This is a genomic window from Chroococcidiopsis sp. SAG 2025 (assembly GCF_032860985.1).
Taxonomy (GTDB): domain Bacteria; phylum Cyanobacteriota; class Cyanobacteriia; order Cyanobacteriales; family Chroococcidiopsidaceae; genus Chroococcidiopsis.
In genome coordinates, this window is sequence record NZ_JAOCNC010000001.1 from 3,625,050 (window position 1) to 3,640,834 (window position 15,785).

The following is a 15,785-nucleotide window of genomic DNA, read 5'->3' on the forward strand; positions in this document are numbered from 1 at the left end:
TTCCAATCCAGGACAGGAGGTAGTGACCATTGGTCAATCCAATGCGCCAATAGATAGGCAATTAGCGCTCTTGATGAGCCAGCGATAGACACCAAGTTTCGTAGTTTGCCCAAAGCGATGCAGCCCAAAACGATGTTTGCTCGTTTTGAAAAAGCCCTCAATGCAAGAGCGCTTACGTCCTAGCCGCACCAGATAAATGCCAGAGTAAGGATGGGTAGAAACGACAAAGCGCAGTTCTCGCTTGCCTTCGGCTCGTTTGAGCCAGAACCAGGACACCGTCAGTGGCTGTGTGTCTCCCGCTAAATACACCTGTTGTCCACGGTTGGCATGGCGATACAGTTGCTTTAGATGACGACCGTCCTGCATTTTGCGATTGCAGCGCATCCCCACGACTGCTCGCCACGACTGCTTTCGCACTGCTTTGAGAAACTCTACGGTGCCAAACTCCGTATCTGCCTGTACAATGACCACCCTGCCCTGACTCAACTGGGTTGGAACCGTTGCCAACAACTTGCAGGCTAATTGTACTGGGCGCTTGATAGCCTTTGCCCCGCCAGACCCGAAAGCTCCAAGGCACTCGCCACTCACCCACCACCAGGTACAATACTACTAAATGTAATCCCCGCTTACCGTTAAGTATTCTCACCCAGGGGTCAGGTGCCTTGGGGTCATTCGTCGGCGTACTCAACTGCAAAAACTTGCCGCACTTTTCGAATGTCGTTAGATCGATCAACACTCGCAAAGGAGTGCTTGGATGAGGGGGATGAGCGGTCACTTGCTGCAACACCATTTGACGAGTCGTGCGAATCACGCTACGAGTAGACCAATTGTAGTGATTCAAAAATCGACTCAATGAAGAAGCGGATTTCACCTGGGTGTGCTGGGGTAAAGGATATCCTTGAGCTTCAAGAAACAGCCCGAACAGGGCGTTTAGACTGGCTTTCTGGTATGTGCTAGGCATTAAGCAAAGAAGGCTATAGACTAGCCCTTGGGCGTATTCGACGATGGTTTCCATAATCGTCAACTCAAATTATTCCTACGCCCTTTCTTCCAGATTTTGGCTCTTTTGGCAACCCTTTATTGAGAATGGTGCAAGATCTCAGTTAACTGGATCGATCGCCCTGAGTAGGTCGAAACCCAATACTTCTTGGTTAAAGTCGAGTCCCTTCTAGCCTCCCTAACAACGGGTAGAACTCTTGCTCCTGAGAGGCGTGGGAGTTGGGGGATCTTCAGGTACTTTACCTGCTTGAGCAATATCGCGCCCAAAAGCAGCAAGCACACCATAGAAATCCCATTGAAGTAGCAGCTATGCAACTAGAAAGCGAATGCGATACAGCTGCTTGCTCTTGGTTGAAGCAGCTAGGGTTCAAGATTCCGAAAGAATAAGGGCAAGCAATTGCCTCAGCGTTGCGTCAACGTTGCGATCGCGTCCATACACTCCACCCATAACCATAGCAGGAAATATACTAGCACCGAAACGCGAAAACAGCAGATATTCCAAGTTTGTGCCTTGCTAAGGCAAATAATAAGGGACGCAGTTTAGAATTGCACCCCAGCTTAAACATAGAGAGTTAAATTTAGAATTGAACTGTTGTTATGTAGATAGCTTCACGAACTTCACGCCAGATTCCAGAAAATCTACCTGCTCGTCGATCGAGTTAGCTCGAACATCGCCATGCTGCTACTAGGTTCATGTCATTGTGGAAAAGAACAAAAAGGATTTCCTATAGGCTAAAAATCTATACTCTTGTAGCTTTACTATTGACTGTAGGATCGAGTCATGCTGGAGAAAAAATGGTTGAGCAAATTGGCGTAGGACTGGTTGGTTATGGCATGGCAGCTCGCGTGTTTCACGCGCCAATTATTCAGTCAATTCCCCATCTTCAACTGAAAAAGGTGGTCGAACGACATGGGAATCAATCTAGTCAAGATTATCCTGGGGTGGAAGTCGTGCGCGATAGCACGACACTCTTGCATGATGAAGAAATAACTCTGGTCGTGATTACGACTCCAAATATCTCCCATTTCGATCTAGCACGCCAGTCTTTACTAGCAAATAAACACGTCGTAGTTGAAAAGCCTTTTACTGTTAACTCAAACCAAGCACAGCAATTAATAGATTTGGCGCGTCAGCAAAACAAGTTCATTAGCGTGCATCACAACCGGAGGTGGGATGGTGATTTTCTCACAGTGAAGCGGTTGTTAGATAGTCAGCTTTTAGGACGCTTAGTCGAATATGAGTCTCATTACGATCGCTTCAGAAATTACGTGAAGCCGAATGCCTGGAGGGAAGACGAAGGGAATGGGAGTGGAGTTCTGTTCGATCTCGGCTCGCACTTAATAGACCAGGCGCAGGTTCTATTTGGCTTACCACAAGCGATCGCGTCGGACATCAGAATCCAAAGAGATTTTGGCAAGGCAGACGATAATTTTGAGCTAATACTGGATTACGACAACTTGAAAGTGACTTTGAAGGCGAGTATGCTAGTCAAGGAGCAATGTTCGCGTTTCATTTTACATGGTACGGAAGGTTCTTTTATTAAATATGGCTACGATCCGCAAGAAGAAGCTTTGAAGCAAGGACTTACACCCGCCGAACCAAACTGGGGAGAAGAGCCTAGAGAGAAGTGGGGGACTTTGAGGACACAAATTAGCGGGCTACAAGTGGAGGGGCAGATTGAAACGCTTGCAGGTTGCTATCAAGCTTACTATCAGAATATAGCTGATACAATTGGCGATCGGGCAGAGCTAAGTGTTAAGCCTGAAGAAGCGAGAAATACAATTCGCATTATCGAATTGGCAATGCAAAGCAACAAAGAAAAATGCACAGTTCCCTTCTCTTTGTGAGTGAATACCCGATCTTTTTCGATCGCTTTGGGCCAGACGAATAATTTACGATCCTTTAGCTTGCTCCAGACTCAATTTCCCCTGTTACCTGCTGTGCCTGCTTTAACGCCTCCTGAAAACTGTCAAAATCTTTGCCATAGCCGCACAGTTGGGCAACTGCGGCTAATTCTTGAGAAGTATTGGCTCTGGCACAATTGAGCAACGCAGCTCCTTGAAGCGGCTGCTGCCCTTGTAGCAACTGTTCTTTAGACTCACCCCAGAAGGCACTATAAGTCCAGACTTCTTCACTTCCCTGCAATTCCAGCGACCAACGGCAAATAGCTGATTTCGGATTCACGCCAATTTCAATCAGCTTCGCACCCATGTAGTATTCCATCTGCGATTTTGTTCTTTCTTTGAGCGCCAAAGGCTGATTTTTGTTCAGCTTGCGGGACATATGAGCTTGTGTATGTTTAACCATATCGATCCTGCTTGAGGATTTAGTAATTGTTCAACTATGATAAATTCTTCACGGCATCACTCAGCTTGATGTGCCATACCGAGCGATACCTCATCAGCAATATCACCATAGGTATACAATTGCACTCATGCTCGCGACATAGAATGAGAAGAATTTCACTGTTGCCCTGAATTTCACCAGCAACGTTAAACATCTATGAGTGCAGTTCCCAACATCACCCTCAACGACGGCAAGACCATTCCACAGCTCGGATTTGGAGTCTTCCAGATCGAGCCGCAGGATACCGTCAAGGCAGTCAGCAAGGCGCTGGAAATCGGCTATCGGCATATCGATACTGCACAGATGTACGGCAACGAGAAGCAGGTGGGTGAGGCTATCCGCGCCTCTGGTCTAGATCGCAGCAACATTTTTGTCACCAGCAAGCTCAATAACGGGTTCCATCAGCCTGATGACGCTCGTAAGGCATTCAACACTACGCTTTTAGAACTCGGCTTCGACTACGTGGATCTGTTCCTGATCCACTGGCCTTTGCCGACGCTCTACGGCGGCGACTTCGTTTCGACCTGGAAGACACTGGAAGAATTTCATCGTGACGGTCGCGCCCGCTCCATCGGAGTGTCGAACTTCCAGATCGACCACCTGGAACGGTTGGCAGCCCAAACCGAAATAGTTCCGGCAGTCAACCAAATCGAGGTACACCCCTACTTCACCAATCAGGCAGTACGCAGCTACGGTCAGGAACATCAGATCGCTACCGAGGCGTGGTCGCCACTAGCGCAGGGCAAGGTGCTTGAAGACCCCACCATCGAGCAGCTTGCCCACAAGGTAAACAAGACTCCGGCACAAGTCGTGTTGCGGTGGCACATCCAACGCGGTGACATCGTGTTTCCCAAGTCGGTGACACCATCGCGCATGAAGGAGAACTTTGAACTGTTTGACTTTGAACTGAGTTCCACCGACATTGGCACAATCTCCGCACTCGATCGCGGCGAGTCCGGTCGCATTGGTCCAAACCCAGACAGTTTCGCCTACATTCCTAGCTGATTCTAGTTTTGTGTTAATAGTGCAGAGGAAGCTTGGGATAAGGGCAATCCGCTTTCCAAAGGAAGTCAAAAACGCCCAGCCTCAAGAGGAGGAAAGAATTCGCACTCAAGAGCAGGCTGGAGAGCGCGAGTATGATTCTGAAGGACATTTCCGCGTAGACAAACAAGCGCGGCGGCTGAAATGGGGTTCTGATAGCGAAAACTTACTCAGGCATAGCAGGTCTACTGCTATGCCTGAGTAAGTATGCGATCGCGTACTCGCACGAATTGAGAAGACTATGTTGATGATGCTAACTGTGCAAAGTGCAGATCGCTTTCTATGAATTGCTGAATCGCAACAGTATCTGAGTAAAACATTTGTGATTCGAGAATCTTACCATCACGCATTTTATAGACGCTGACTACTGGCAAATCGAGTTTTCCGCCGCTACTGGCTGCCAGTCTTTTCAACCGCCAAAGGACAATAACGTAATCTTCTACATCTAAAAAGACTGCATCCATTTTCCTCTCGGCTGGCGGTTGAAGATGATTCCAAGTTTGAGCAGCACCTTCAACGTGTTGTTTTGCACCTTCAAGACCGTGATGTACGCCACCATAGGGTAGCGACTCTGCATCGCGGATGACAATCTCAGGCGCGTATGCTGCGAGAACTCCAGCAATGTCACGTTCTTCGACAGCCTGGAAAAGACGGCGAACATTCTCTACATTCTCCCGTGTCATAAATTCTCCTTTCTTGTCAATAGTTATCGACTGACGCATTCAGTATCCAACTATTCTTGACTGCTTCTCTTCAAAGTTCTTGCGATTGTTTTCAACGTTCTTGCGCTTGCTGCCAAAAAACTTTGGGCGTAACTCCGACAAGGCGTTTGAAATGGTAGGTAAAATGTCCTTGACTGGCAAACCCAACAGTTTGAGCGATCGCAGCCAGCGATAAATTGCCTATAACTATCAGTTGTTTAGCTCGTTCAATTCGACAACGAATTAAATATTGGTGAGGTGAAATATTAGTTGACTTTTTGAACAAATGAGCAAAATGATACGGACTCAATCGCACAATTTCTGCCAACTGAGTTAAGCTCATGTTTCGATCTAAGTTTGCTTCAATATAATCGACAATTTGTTGCCATTGCTGTTGAGTAAAACTACCCGTAACAGTTTTGATTTGACGTGAGTTGGTGGAATATCTAGATAAAAGATGAACTACAAGTGCATGGGCTAGCGAGTCGGCATAAAGATGGCTATTTTTCCCGTCAATTTCTAAGGATGTTTTCAGTGCAAAGCCAATCTGTACGACTAATGGATCGAACAGTGTAGCTAGATGTGGAATTAGTTCGAGGCAATCGCTCCCAAATACGTTATAACTAACAGTAGCCAGAAATGATGGTGATAAAAACAAATTGAAGAACTCAGCTTCTTTGTCCCAGTGAAACTGTTGGCTGAGGTAGGCTGGGTAAATTTTCACATCTCCAAATCCCGATTCTACCTTCTCATGTCGTTCATCAACTGCTTGCTCTAACTGCACGGGCTTGCCGATATTCAGACAAATGATGTGCTGGGACGATACACGTTCTGGAAGATCGCAGGGTGGTTGTCGAAAATAAGCAAATTGAATATTTGTCCAGTTAGCGCCGTCACTAGACAGAAGCGGCGAAAGGGGAAGAATTAGAGGTAGATTGCTTGCAGTCGGATCGCTCACAATTACCTTGATGCTAACTGTCTAGATTGTAAATAATTAAGGCTCACCAATTTGATACAATGCAACATTTTGTAATTCCTAAGGTGAGCTTCAAGATTGCACTTTCTCCCAAATTCCACAAATAGCAGACTCTAGCTAGTTTGCGACAAATCTGAGCAGTACCCTGGAAAAAGCGCAGCCGTTTTTGAAATGGTGACTTGTAAGCAACAAAAAGAATACGCGATCACAGCCAGTTGAGCCTTTCGGTTTTTTATTGACTGTTTATTCAGTCATAAATCAGAATACTGACATAGAGGCGAGCAAATCTAGCAGAACGGTATTAACAAACTCAAAGAATTACTGAGTGGGTATTGCTCGTCAGAAAGGAATGTGCGAAATTTCTACCGTATTTGTGGTTCTAATATGCTGAGTATGTTTCCCCAAATGAATTACGTGCGGATTCCCTTAGCAACCCTAGACGACGATCCAAAAACGCAACCCGTAGCGCGTCTGTACGTAAAGTCGAAAGCGCCCTGGTACGAGATTGCCGATTCCCTACCCCAGTATCCTGTCAAATCACTTGTTTAATTTTGAAAGACTGAAGTTGCTCAATTAATTTAACAATACCACTGGCTTGATTTGGACTTGAAACTGCTTAAAGTTTGGTCGAAGACAAACACCCAAGCTGGCTTTACTCACATCAATCCCGACCCGAATGGCACTTTAACGGTAATTTTTTTTTATTTTTAAAACCGCTCGTTTTCATTCTTTGTTTAATCAATCAATTTTACGGAATTCAAAACAACCAATTTTTACTTTTATAAAAAGCTTAAGAAATCCTGAATATCGATCGAGAAACTATCTCAGTTAAGAGTTTAAGATGTCTGACAATTTGGTTGCGCATTCAAAATTAAAATAAGTAAGTACTGCGACCCCTGCCACTAAAGTATGTTGATTAGCGTGACCGCCAATTGTGACTGAAAAATGACAACCTTTTAGCGGCTAGTAATAGATAATATGTAATTGACAATTGCTAGTATCGTTACCAGGGTTGAGAGCGATCGCCGCTCGATGACTCAACGCCTACGTAAAAAGCTAGAGAGAACGCACCCTGAAAGACCTGAGCAAAAGTTAGGTTAATGACACGATCGCATAAGGAGAACCATCATGGTTTGGGACAAAACAGATCGCTCTACACCAGACGAGCAAAGCAACAGTTCTAAAGCCCCCCAAGGTACACCTGGAGAAAGTTCTTACCATCCACCCATCGGCAAGCCACTAACGGATTGGGAGCAACCAGACTATGACGAACTTGACCTATGTATGGAAGTCACAACATATATTTACCAATGGCAATGATAAGGACTGGGGTAAGAAGTCAGAACAAGTGTAGAGACGTTACATATAACGTCTCTACACTGATGAAATGACAACTGTTTGCCCCTAGCTCCTCGAAAAGCTATGCAGATAAAAATTCTCGGTACTGCCGCAGGTGGTGGGTTGCCGCAGTGGAACTGCAATTGCCCTGGTTGTCAAGCCGCGCGAACTTCCGCTCCAGGTGTAAGCTGGCTGAATCAATCTTCAATTGCAGTACGAGCAAGCGATCGACCTTGGTTTTTAGTTAACGCTTCTCCAGACGTGCGCCAGCAACTCGAACTGCTGCGGGAGGGGAAACCAGAGTCTATCCGTTCCAGCCCGATTGCGGGGATCGTGCTAAGTGATGCCGAAATCGACCACACCACAGGACTAATCTTGTTGCGAGAATCGGCTCAACCGTTGCGGCTCTACGGCACGGATACAGTCCGCCGAGCGTTGACAGAAGGTTTTCCCTTACTATCCACATTGGCAGGCTATTGCGGCGTGGAATGGTCGTTACTCGAACCTGGTAGACCGATAAATCTAGGACAGGGTGATGCACATGGATTGGAAGTAGAGGCATTTCCCCTCGCTGCCAAACCGCCAAAATATATGCGTCACAAGGTCGTAGCAGATGAAGTTTGGGTTGTCGGCTTGACATTTCGCGATTTCACCAGTGGCAAAGTTGTGACGTATGCTCCAGGTTTAGCTCAAGTGGATGAAAATATTTTAGACCGCTTGGAGTCCAGTGATTGCATTCTTGTAGATGGGACGTGTTGGCAAGATGACGAATTGGTAAATCTAGGAATTGCCCAGCGCACAGCACGGCAAATGGGACACTTACCCCTTTCGGGAAGCCAAGGTAGCATACAGCATCTCGCCCAACTGCGCCGCCCCCGCAAAATTCTCGTTCACATTAACAATACCAACCCGATTCTGATGCCTGATTCCCAGGAACGCCGAATTGTTGAAGCAGCAGGAATTGAAGTTGGTTACGATGGTTTGACAATTGAGCTGTAGGAGGTGAAAAAACCGTGCTGGAACTGATGCACCAGGAACAAAAAGCATGGAGTGAGGCGGAACTAGAGGCAGCGTTGCGATCGCAGCACCAACGTTACCATCACTTACACCCCTTCCACGTCCGCATGAATAGTGGAGATTTGACATCCCAAGAGGTGCGGCTTTGGGTGGCAAACAGATTTTACTATCAAAAAAGCATTCCCCTCAAAGATGCTGCTATCCTATCCAACTGTCCAATTTTAGCAGTGCGACGGCAATGGATCGATCGCATCATCGACCATGACGGACGCAGTGAGGGCGAAGGTGGAATTGAAGCGTGGCTAAAATTAGGTGAAGCAGTTGGCTTGTCCCGCCAAGAGTTGTTAGACGAGCAACACGTAATCCCAGGAGTACGATTTGCTGTCGATGCTTACGTCAATTTTTGTCGCACTCGACCTTGGATTGAGGCTGTCGCTGCCTCACTGACAGAATTATTTGGTCCAGATGCGATCCGAGTCCGCTTGGTTGCCCTAGAACAACATTATCCCTGGATCGATCCGGCAGGATTCGATTACTTTAGGAAACGACTTGAGCAAGCACCGCGAGATGCCCGATATGCTTTAGATTTAGTCTTGAAGTATTGTCGCAGCTGCGAATCTCAAGAACGAGCAGTTCAAGCCCTAGCGTTCAAGTGCGATCTACTCTGGAGCCAGTTAGAAGCGATCGAACGAGGGGAAACAAGAAATAATTCGTAATTCGTAATTCGTAATTAATTTTCGACTCCCGACTCCTCCCAATATGAGTAACATGAAAAACCACTGGCGACCGCATTTAGCCCAAGGTGTACGCTTGCAGTGGGACGAGTTAAGACAACAACATTTACTGCTGATGCCGGAAGGCGCGCTGATGTTAAATTCTACGGCGGCGGCTGTATTGGAGCTGTGCGATGGTAAACGTACTGTTGGGGCGATCGCGGCTCAATTAAAGACACAGTATCGAGGCGAGACACTAGAAGATGATGTGCGCCGCTTGCTGATTCGGATCGGCGCGCGGGGACTATTGGTTTATAAAGATTAATCGTGTCGATGCCAAGGAGAAGAATTGATGTTAGAAGTCTTACCAGTCAAGACGACAGCTCGACCTTTGACTTTAATTGCAGAGTTAACTTATCGCTGTCCCCTGAGTTGTCCCTACTGCTCTAATCCACTCAACTATGATGACAAACATTATCGTCAGGAACTTGCTACTGATGATTGGCTGCGGACGATCCAGCAAGCTCGAAACTTGGGTGTATGGCAGTTGGGTTTTTCTGGTGGCGAACCACTGCTGAGACAGGATTTGGAAGTGTTAGTCAAAGCAGCCGCCCAAGTTGAACTTTATACGACTTTGGTTACTGCTGGTACGTTGCTGACACTAGAACGTGCTACGCAGCTTTGTCATGCCGGACTCAACCACATCCAAATTAGCATTCAAGATAGTCGCGCTGCTCAGTCTGACTATATTGCTGGCATTCGTTGTTTTGAGCAAAAACTCGATGCAGCAAAAATTGTCAAAGATTTAGGTTTACCGCTGACGCTGAACTTTGTCCTGCATCGGCAAAACATCGATCGCTTGGAGGAGATGTTAGAGTTATGCAAGCAATTGCAAGCAGATCGGGTAGAACTGGCACACACTCAATACTACGGCTGGGCTTTGCAGAATCGTGCCGCTTTACTACCAACGCCCCAGCAATTGGAACGAGCCGCGCAGATTGTAGCCGAGGCTAAAAAAAGCCGCATTTGCCCGATGGGAATTTTGTATGTCATTCCCGACTACTACGAAGATTATCCCAAACCTTGCATGGGTGGTTGGGGTCGTCGGGCTTTGGTTGTGGCTCCCAATGGGGATGCAATGCCTTGCCAAGCCGCTAATTCTATTCCTAAGATGGAGTTTGCTAACGTCCGCGATCGCACTTTAGAGTGGATTTGGTTTGAATCGCCTGCTTTCAATCGCTTTCGGGGAACCGACTGGATGAGCGAACCTTGTCGCAGTTGCGATCGCGCCCCAATTGACTTTGGTGGTTGCCGTTGCCAAGCACTACTGTTAACAAATAACGCTGCTGCAACCGATCCAGTCTGCCATTTATCACCCCATCATGATTTAGTAGTCACAGCCAGAGAACGGGCATCAGAACAACCTTTGACTTTGGTACATCGATCGTCGGTGTAGGTGTCGAACACTACCGACTGTGCGAATAGAATTTACATATTATCGATGACATCGCGATTGGTTGTAATTCTATCGACATATTTAAACGGTTCGTAGTGACATATTCTTGTCATATTTATGCCTCAGAATAGAAGCATCTAAAGAGTTCGGAAGTTGAACTAATCCAATGTTAAAGTTGTTGCATTTGAGTGCTGCGATCGCTGCTATTCTTGGCGCTCAGATTAGTAGCAGCAGTTTGCCTATTGCCGCTCAAACCGTTACCAGAGAAGTTGAGCAAAGTAATCGCGAATTTTTGACGGCACAAATATACCGCTCGAACCCCAGGAACGAAGAAGGAATAGATCCTAACCTGATGCTAGCTTTAGCAGGCTTGGCAGGTGGCGCTGCGGCGATCGCCTTAGCCGCTAGAAATAACGGACACTTCAAATCTCCAGTAAAATCGCGTCCTGTTGCTGTAGGAGGTTCCGTTCGCGTCGAGCAAGGTAGCCGTCATCTTCAGAAAAGATTAATGAGTTTGTTGCATGACGAAAGAGAAACAGCCAACCGGCTTTTATCTCAAGCTCAAAAGAAAAACCCGCACCAGTCAGTTGATTGGTATATGGAAAAGGTAATCTACGACCTCAAACGCGATCGCGGCGGCTATTAAAGGGGATAGGGCGCATGTTGTGCGCCCTTACACAACACCATAGTTCCTAAGATAGACTTGCGATTTGTGAGAAATTGAAACAATAGGGAGGGTAACTCTCTTTTAAAAGACATTAACACCATGAGCTTTAGTTTTTTTGACTTGTTCTGGGTTTTCCTCTTCTTTTCTTCGCTGCAACCAATATGGCAGCGTCGTCAGATGGAATTTCGTCGTGTCAAAACTATCCAAGATTTTGAACGGGGTCGCAGCAGCCGAACTATCCTTTTGATTCACCGTCAAGAGTCGATTAGTTTATTGGGGATTCCCCTTTCGCGTTACATTACGATTGAAGACTCAGAACAGGTACTTAGAGCAATTCGCCTCACTCCACCTAATGTCCCTATCGATTTAATTCTGCACACTCCTGGGGGTTTGGTATTGGCAACAGAGCAAATTGCTAGAGCCTTGATCCGCCATCCAGCTAAAGTGACGGTGTTTGTACCCCACTATGCCATGAGTGGTGGCACGATGCTAGCACTGGCATCTGATGAAATTGTGATGGATGCTAACGCTGTGTTGGGACCAGTCGATCCGCAGTTAGGCAACTTCCCCGCTGCAAGTATTCTCAAAGTGGTGGAAGATAAACCGATTAGCGAGGTGGAGGATCAAACCCTAATTATGGCGGACTTGTCGCGTAAAGCGATCGCTCAGGTTCAGCGCTTTGTCCGCACGTTGTTAAAAGACGAAACCCCCAAGCAGAAAATTTTACCGGAAAATATTGAAAAGATTGTCGATGCGCTGACGACAGGACAGGTGACTCACGACTATCCGATCACGGTAGAAGAAGCGACAGAACTGGGATTGCCAATTACAGTCGGGTTGCCGAGAAATATTTACGACCTGATGGAATTGTATCCTCAACCGCAGGGAGGTCGTCCCAGCGTCCAGTATATCCCGATGCCATATGGCGATCGCCGTCCGAGATTACCCGAACCCAAGGGTAGACCGTTACCAGATCCGATGGAACCGTAACTAGGGGCGAGGAGTGAGGAGTGAGGGATGAGGGAATTTTAGATTTTTAGATGGCGAATCCTTCTTGTCCTCCTTAACTAGGGGCGAGGAGCGAGGAGTGAGGAGTGAGGGATGAGGGAATTTTAGATTTTTAGATGGCGAATCCTTCTTGTCCTCCTTGTCTTCCTTATCCCCTTGTCCCTCTTGCACTCACCCCTCACTCCTCGCTCCTCGTCCCTGTCCCAGAGTAATGACCGTCACCTCTGGCGGACACAAAAATCGACCGGGGGCATAAGTTCCTAAGCCGCGATTGACGTACATTTGGTTCTCACCAACTTGGTGAAAACCCTGCGCCCATTCCCAGTGACGCACGACTTTAGCGCACTCAGCTTGCATAAATGGCATCCAACGCCGCATATTTTTAGGCAGACCGCGGCGCAAATCTTGATACCAGGTAATAGCGGGACCAATACCAGGTAAGGCAAACTGACCCCCATGAGTATGACCGGATAATTGTAAATCGACGCGCCATTTTTTCAACGGTACGGCTGTGTCTGGATTGTGAGATAAGACAATTCGAGGGATTTGCGGGTCTAGCTGTTTCATGACCGATTTAGCATCAAACTCCCGCGACCAATAATCAGCTAGTCCAATTAAAGGTAATTTTTTCCCAAATGGGTAAGCAATTTCATTCCACAATACACAAATGCCCACACTTGTCAAGGCTTTAGTTACTTCAGCTTTGGAATAGGGGTAATGGATATCGTGATTGCCCAGGCTAGCATAAACTCCATAGCGACTTTGCAGGTGCTTGAGTCGCAAGACTAACTGATGGATGGGGCTGGGATCGTCGGTAACGTAATCGCCAGTTAAAACGATCAGATCGGGATCGGCTTCGTTCGTAGCCGCGATCGCCTGCTTTAACATCTCTTCTGAGAGCTTAACACCGTCGTAATGCAGATCGGACAGTTGCACTATCTTCGTCCCTACCAAAGATGCAGGTAAGTCGGCGATCGCTACCGTCAGTTTCTCTACACTCAAAGATCCAGTCAATAGCCAGTGCATACAAGCTTGGGTTCACTCCTCAAACAGCGCGATTATAGCTTAGCCGAAGCGACGGATGACGCGAAATATACTGGATAACATCTGCTGCAATCTGTGGTTTTGTTCGTAATTTTGGCGAGTTTGAGCGAAAGCTGCCTTACTATTCACTTCTGATAAGGTGGGATAGATGTGAATTCCACTCAGAGCAGATAGTTTTAGATTATGCGACATTGCCAATATAATCTCATGGATAAGTTCGCCCGCCGCTGCACCAACTAAATGAGCGCCGAGTATTTGCCCGTTACGTTTAGTAATAATCTTAGCAAATCCGGCTATCGTTCCGTCAGCTTGAGCGCGATCCACATCTGCATATTCTTGTTTGACAACTCGAATATCGTTCCCATACTTTTCCCTAGCTTCTTGTTCCGTCAATCCCACCCTTGCTAATTCTGGCTCGGTAAACGTTGCCCAAGGAATGACGCGATTGCTTACTTTAAATATTGGTACAAACAAAGCATTTTTGAGAACGATATTTGCTTGATAACTAGCAACGTGGGTGAATTGATAACCGCCCAAAACATCGCCACAAGCGTAGATACGGGGATTGGAAGTTTGCAGTTTAGAATTGACTTGAATTCCCTTTTTACCTACTTTTACACCTGCTGCATCTAAGTTCAAAGATTCTACGTTTGGCGCTCGTCCGGCTGCAACTAAAATTTGGTCAGCGATAATCTTTTCTTTTCCCGTCCAAATATATTTTTTACCATCTACAACTTCGATTTTTTCCGCTTTGGTATTGAGGAGAAAATTAATACCTTCAGATTTAAATTGTTGGTGGATAACTTCAACTGCTTCTGGATCTTCCTTGGGAAGGAGGCGATCGCGGCTGGCAATGATGGTAACTTTCGATCCTAAACGAGAAAATGCTTGTCCTAACTCACAACCGATTGGTCCCCCACCAATAATTGCGAGTGTATCTGGACGTTCGGTAATTTCAAACACTTCTTCGTTAGTAATAAATCCCGCTTCCTTGAGTCCTGGGATTGGTAGCGTGGCGGGACGAGAACCTGTAGCGATGACAAAACTTCTGGCTTTGAGGCGACGATTGTTAACTTCAAAAGTTTTCTTATCGATAAACTTACCATCGCCAAAAATGACTTCTACACCCAAATCCTCAAACCTTTCTGGCGAATCGTGAGGTTCGATGGTAGTAATTGTATTTTGGACGTGGGCGATCGCTTTAGCAAAATCAATTTGCGGATCGTTACAGTAGATCCCAAATCTTCCCGCATGTTTCACCTCATAAGCCACGCGGGAAGCACGAATCAAAGACTTACTGGGGACGCAACCATACCAGAGACAATCACCACCCAGGCGATGCTTTTCAATTAGCGCCACCTTCGCCTTAAGTGCAGCGGCGACACCAGCCACCACCAAACCACCCGAACCGCCACCAATAACCACAAGATCGTATTCCACTGCCATGACAAGTACCTTTATGGGAAAGCGCGATCGCTTACTTTCCTATCATGACAGCCTGCTACTAGAGTCGCCAAACATATTGACTCACATCAACAGCTACTTTCTGCCTTCTTCGCGTCTTTGCGTCTTTGCGCGAACAAACTCCATAGAATATAACTTAGTACGAGGCAATGAAACAACCCTCCCTTAATCTAGTATTAGGGAGAGGCGATCGCACCCCCTATTTCCATTAAAACTAACAAATATCTCATTAACTATTACTTTGCAGCATCGAACTTAACTCCAACGCTAACCACCGCTGAAATAGCCGTTCCAAAATTTCTTGAAATCTTTCCGAAGTTAACTGAGCTGAAAAAAATTCTTCTACCAATAGTAAACAATAACCTGTATCAGTTTGCAGAGGACCAATCGCTTGTCCTACAGCGCCACTAAAGACGATCGCTGCTATATCTGGTTGTAACTGAGAACGATAAATTCTCCCCTCATAACCGCATTGAAGTCGCCGTTCTTCGCTAATATCGTAGAAGTGTGCAGCTTCATAAAAGCTAATTTGACCCTCTTGCAATCGATATAAAATCTCTAATGCTTCAGCTGCACTAGACACGACAATTCGATAAAGTAAGACTCGTTCAAATTCACTTGGATGTTGGTTAAAGAATCGTTCTACTTCTATAGAAAAAAGACGTTGATTTAATTTTTCAGCCAACAGGCGATCGCGAATACTAGCTTCCCAAGTTTCTCGATCGAGCAGCCGATCTGTCAACCAAGTTAACAAATCGGCATCCATTTCTAAATCGCGATCGCGACGCTGGCGTTCCAACTCAGCTTGAATTTCCTCAGCTTCAACTGTTAAGCCTCTTTCCCGCGCTACACGTTCGATGATTCGGCGATATAAAATCTGCTGACAGACTTCCTTTAATTGCAAACTCTTTTGCAAGTAACTAACGATCTCAGCAAATTCTATAGGTAAACCAAAAAAATTAACGGTCTGGGGTGCGGAATTCATAAATACAACCACTTGTCATCGTAATTGTG

At 46.3% G+C, this 15,785-nt stretch carries 19 protein-coding genes; 12 read left to right on the forward strand and 7 right to left on the reverse strand.

The genetic code is table 11. The features are described from left to right. Nucleotides 1-33: 33 nt before the first annotated feature. Complete coding sequence (locus N4J56_RS17555; protein WP_317106468.1) at nucleotides 34-507, reverse strand: transposase; 474 nt, start codon at nucleotides 505-507, stop codon at nucleotides 34-36. Nucleotides 508-1,218: 711 nt separating this feature from the next. Here N4J56_RS17555 and N4J56_RS17560 point away from each other — a divergent pair. Beyond that, nucleotides 1,219-1,386: a hypothetical protein gene (locus N4J56_RS17560; protein ID WP_317107600.1), complete on the forward strand. Its 168-nt coding sequence runs from the start codon at nucleotides 1,219-1,221 to the stop codon at nucleotides 1,384-1,386. Between the two features lie 408 nt (nucleotides 1,387-1,794). Beyond that, the gene (locus N4J56_RS17565) at nucleotides 1,795-2,847 is read left to right on the forward strand and encodes an oxidoreductase (protein WP_317107601.1); all 1,053 of its coding nucleotides are present in this window, start codon (nucleotides 1,795-1,797) and stop codon (nucleotides 2,845-2,847) included. Between the two features lie 55 nt (nucleotides 2,848-2,902). On the opposite strand, the gene N4J56_RS17570 is transcribed toward N4J56_RS17565, so the two are convergent. Next, entirely contained in the window at nucleotides 2,903-3,307 is a 405-nt protein-coding gene (locus N4J56_RS17570; RefSeq protein WP_317107602.1) for a hypothetical protein, read from the reverse strand. A 195-nt stretch (nucleotides 3,308-3,502) separates the two neighbouring features. Here N4J56_RS17570 and N4J56_RS17575 point away from each other — a divergent pair, with 195 nt between their 5' ends. Further along, nucleotides 3,503-4,351, forward strand: coding sequence for an aldo/keto reductase (locus N4J56_RS17575; protein ID WP_317107603.1), 849 nt, complete (start codon nucleotides 3,503-3,505; stop codon nucleotides 4,349-4,351). A gap of 19 nt (nucleotides 4,352-4,370) precedes the next feature. Further along, nucleotides 4,371-4,592 (forward strand): hypothetical protein, encoded by a 222-nt coding sequence (locus tag N4J56_RS17580; RefSeq protein ID WP_317107604.1) that lies wholly within the window; start codon nucleotides 4,371-4,373, stop codon nucleotides 4,590-4,592. A 34-nt stretch (nucleotides 4,593-4,626) separates the two neighbouring features. Here N4J56_RS17580 and N4J56_RS17585 read toward each other — a convergent pair whose 3' ends face one another. Further along, entirely contained in the window at nucleotides 4,627-5,070 is a 444-nt protein-coding gene (locus tag N4J56_RS17585) for a nuclear transport factor 2 family protein (protein WP_317107605.1), read from the reverse strand. Nucleotides 5,071-5,161: 91 nt separating this feature from the next. Continuing rightward, the gene (locus tag N4J56_RS17590; protein ID WP_317107606.1) at nucleotides 5,162-6,046 is read right to left on the reverse strand and encodes an AraC family transcriptional regulator; all 885 of its coding nucleotides are present in this window, start codon (nucleotides 6,044-6,046) and stop codon (nucleotides 5,162-5,164) included. Between the two features lie 369 nt (nucleotides 6,047-6,415). On the opposite strand from N4J56_RS17590, the gene N4J56_RS17595 reads away from it, so the two are divergent. The 8 genes from N4J56_RS17595 (at nucleotide 6,416) to N4J56_RS17630 (ending at nucleotide 12,245) form a co-directional block, all read left to right on the forward strand. Continuing rightward, the gene (locus tag N4J56_RS17595; RefSeq protein ID WP_317107607.1) at nucleotides 6,416-6,613 is read left to right on the forward strand and encodes a hypothetical protein; all 198 of its coding nucleotides are present in this window, start codon (nucleotides 6,416-6,418) and stop codon (nucleotides 6,611-6,613) included. Between the two features lie 579 nt (nucleotides 6,614-7,192). Further along, complete coding sequence (pqqA, locus tag N4J56_RS17600) at nucleotides 7,193-7,384, forward strand: pyrroloquinoline quinone precursor peptide PqqA (RefSeq protein ID WP_317107608.1); 192 nt, start codon at nucleotides 7,193-7,195, stop codon at nucleotides 7,382-7,384. 102 nt (nucleotides 7,385-7,486) lie between these two features. Further along, nucleotides 7,487-8,401, forward strand: a complete 915-nt coding sequence (pqqB, locus tag N4J56_RS17605; protein ID WP_317107609.1) for a pyrroloquinoline quinone biosynthesis protein PqqB — start codon at nucleotides 7,487-7,489, stop codon at nucleotides 8,399-8,401. A 26-nt stretch (nucleotides 8,402-8,427) separates the two neighbouring features. Then, nucleotides 8,428-9,135: a pyrroloquinoline-quinone synthase PqqC gene (gene pqqC, locus N4J56_RS17610; RefSeq protein WP_410500524.1), complete on the forward strand. Its 708-nt coding sequence runs from the start codon at nucleotides 8,428-8,430 to the stop codon at nucleotides 9,133-9,135. A 43-nt stretch (nucleotides 9,136-9,178) separates the two neighbouring features. After that, a complete protein-coding gene (gene pqqD / locus N4J56_RS17615; RefSeq protein WP_317107611.1) occupies nucleotides 9,179-9,457 on the forward strand; it encodes a pyrroloquinoline quinone biosynthesis peptide chaperone PqqD in 279 nt (92 codons plus the stop codon). A gap of 27 nt (nucleotides 9,458-9,484) precedes the next feature. Further along, nucleotides 9,485-10,588, forward strand: a complete 1,104-nt coding sequence (gene pqqE, locus N4J56_RS17620) for a pyrroloquinoline quinone biosynthesis protein PqqE (protein WP_317107612.1) — start codon at nucleotides 9,485-9,487, stop codon at nucleotides 10,586-10,588. 166 nt (nucleotides 10,589-10,754) lie between these two features. Next, nucleotides 10,755-11,234, forward strand: a complete 480-nt coding sequence (locus N4J56_RS17625; protein WP_317107613.1) for a hypothetical protein — start codon at nucleotides 10,755-10,757, stop codon at nucleotides 11,232-11,234. A gap of 120 nt (nucleotides 11,235-11,354) precedes the next feature. Continuing rightward, nucleotides 11,355-12,245: an SDH family Clp fold serine proteinase gene (locus tag N4J56_RS17630; RefSeq protein ID WP_317107614.1), complete on the forward strand. Its 891-nt coding sequence runs from the start codon at nucleotides 11,355-11,357 to the stop codon at nucleotides 12,243-12,245. Nucleotides 12,246-12,434: 189 nt separating this feature from the next. On the opposite strand, the gene N4J56_RS17635 is transcribed toward N4J56_RS17630, so the two are convergent. The 3 genes from N4J56_RS17635 to N4J56_RS17645 all read right to left on the reverse strand — a co-directional run bounded on the left by N4J56_RS17635 (nucleotide 12,435) and on the right by N4J56_RS17645 (nucleotide 15,756). Then, entirely contained in the window at nucleotides 12,435-13,289 is an 855-nt protein-coding gene (locus tag N4J56_RS17635) for a metallophosphoesterase (RefSeq protein ID WP_317107615.1), read from the reverse strand. A 39-nt stretch (nucleotides 13,290-13,328) separates the two neighbouring features. Then, a complete protein-coding gene (locus N4J56_RS17640; RefSeq protein WP_317107616.1) occupies nucleotides 13,329-14,753 on the reverse strand; it encodes a mercuric reductase in 1,425 nt (474 codons plus the stop codon). 247 nt (nucleotides 14,754-15,000) lie between these two features. Further along, complete coding sequence (locus tag N4J56_RS17645; RefSeq protein WP_317107617.1) at nucleotides 15,001-15,756, reverse strand: peptidylprolyl isomerase; 756 nt, start codon at nucleotides 15,754-15,756, stop codon at nucleotides 15,001-15,003. Nucleotides 15,757-15,785 lie beyond the last annotated feature (29 nt).

Coding starts and splice junctions, on each gene's coding strand:
- N4J56_RS17570 (WP_317107602.1), bottom strand. CDS start 3,307: ATGGTTAAACATACACAAGCTCATATGTCCCGCAAGCTGAACAAAAAT.
- N4J56_RS17565 (WP_317107601.1), top strand. CDS start 1,795: ATGGTTGAGCAAATTGGCGTAGGACTGGTTGGTTATGGCATGGCAGCT.
- pqqB (WP_317107609.1), top strand. CDS start 7,487: ATGCAGATAAAAATTCTCGGTACTGCCGCAGGTGGTGGGTTGCCGCAG.
- pqqA (WP_317107608.1), top strand. CDS start 7,193: ATGGTTTGGGACAAAACAGATCGCTCTACACCAGACGAGCAAAGCAAC.
- pqqC (WP_410500524.1), top strand. CDS start 8,428: ATGCACCAGGAACAAAAAGCATGGAGTGAGGCGGAACTAGAGGCAGCG.
- pqqD (WP_317107611.1), top strand. CDS start 9,179: ATGAGTAACATGAAAAACCACTGGCGACCGCATTTAGCCCAAGGTGTA.
- N4J56_RS17635 (WP_317107615.1), bottom strand. CDS start 13,289: ATGCACTGGCTATTGACTGGATCTTTGAGTGTAGAGAAACTGACGGTA.
- pqqE (WP_317107612.1), top strand. CDS start 9,485: ATGTTAGAAGTCTTACCAGTCAAGACGACAGCTCGACCTTTGACTTTA.
- N4J56_RS17575 (WP_317107603.1), top strand. CDS start 3,503: ATGAGTGCAGTTCCCAACATCACCCTCAACGACGGCAAGACCATTCCA.
- N4J56_RS17625 (WP_317107613.1), top strand. CDS start 10,755: ATGTTAAAGTTGTTGCATTTGAGTGCTGCGATCGCTGCTATTCTTGGC.
- N4J56_RS17645 (WP_317107617.1), bottom strand. CDS start 15,756: ATGAATTCCGCACCCCAGACCGTTAATTTTTTTGGTTTACCTATAGAA.
- N4J56_RS17640 (WP_317107616.1), bottom strand. CDS start 14,753: ATGGCAGTGGAATACGATCTTGTGGTTATTGGTGGCGGTTCGGGTGGT.
- N4J56_RS17630 (WP_317107614.1), top strand. CDS start 11,355: ATGAGCTTTAGTTTTTTTGACTTGTTCTGGGTTTTCCTCTTCTTTTCT.
- N4J56_RS17585 (WP_317107605.1), bottom strand. CDS start 5,070: ATGACACGGGAGAATGTAGAGAATGTTCGCCGTCTTTTCCAGGCTGTC.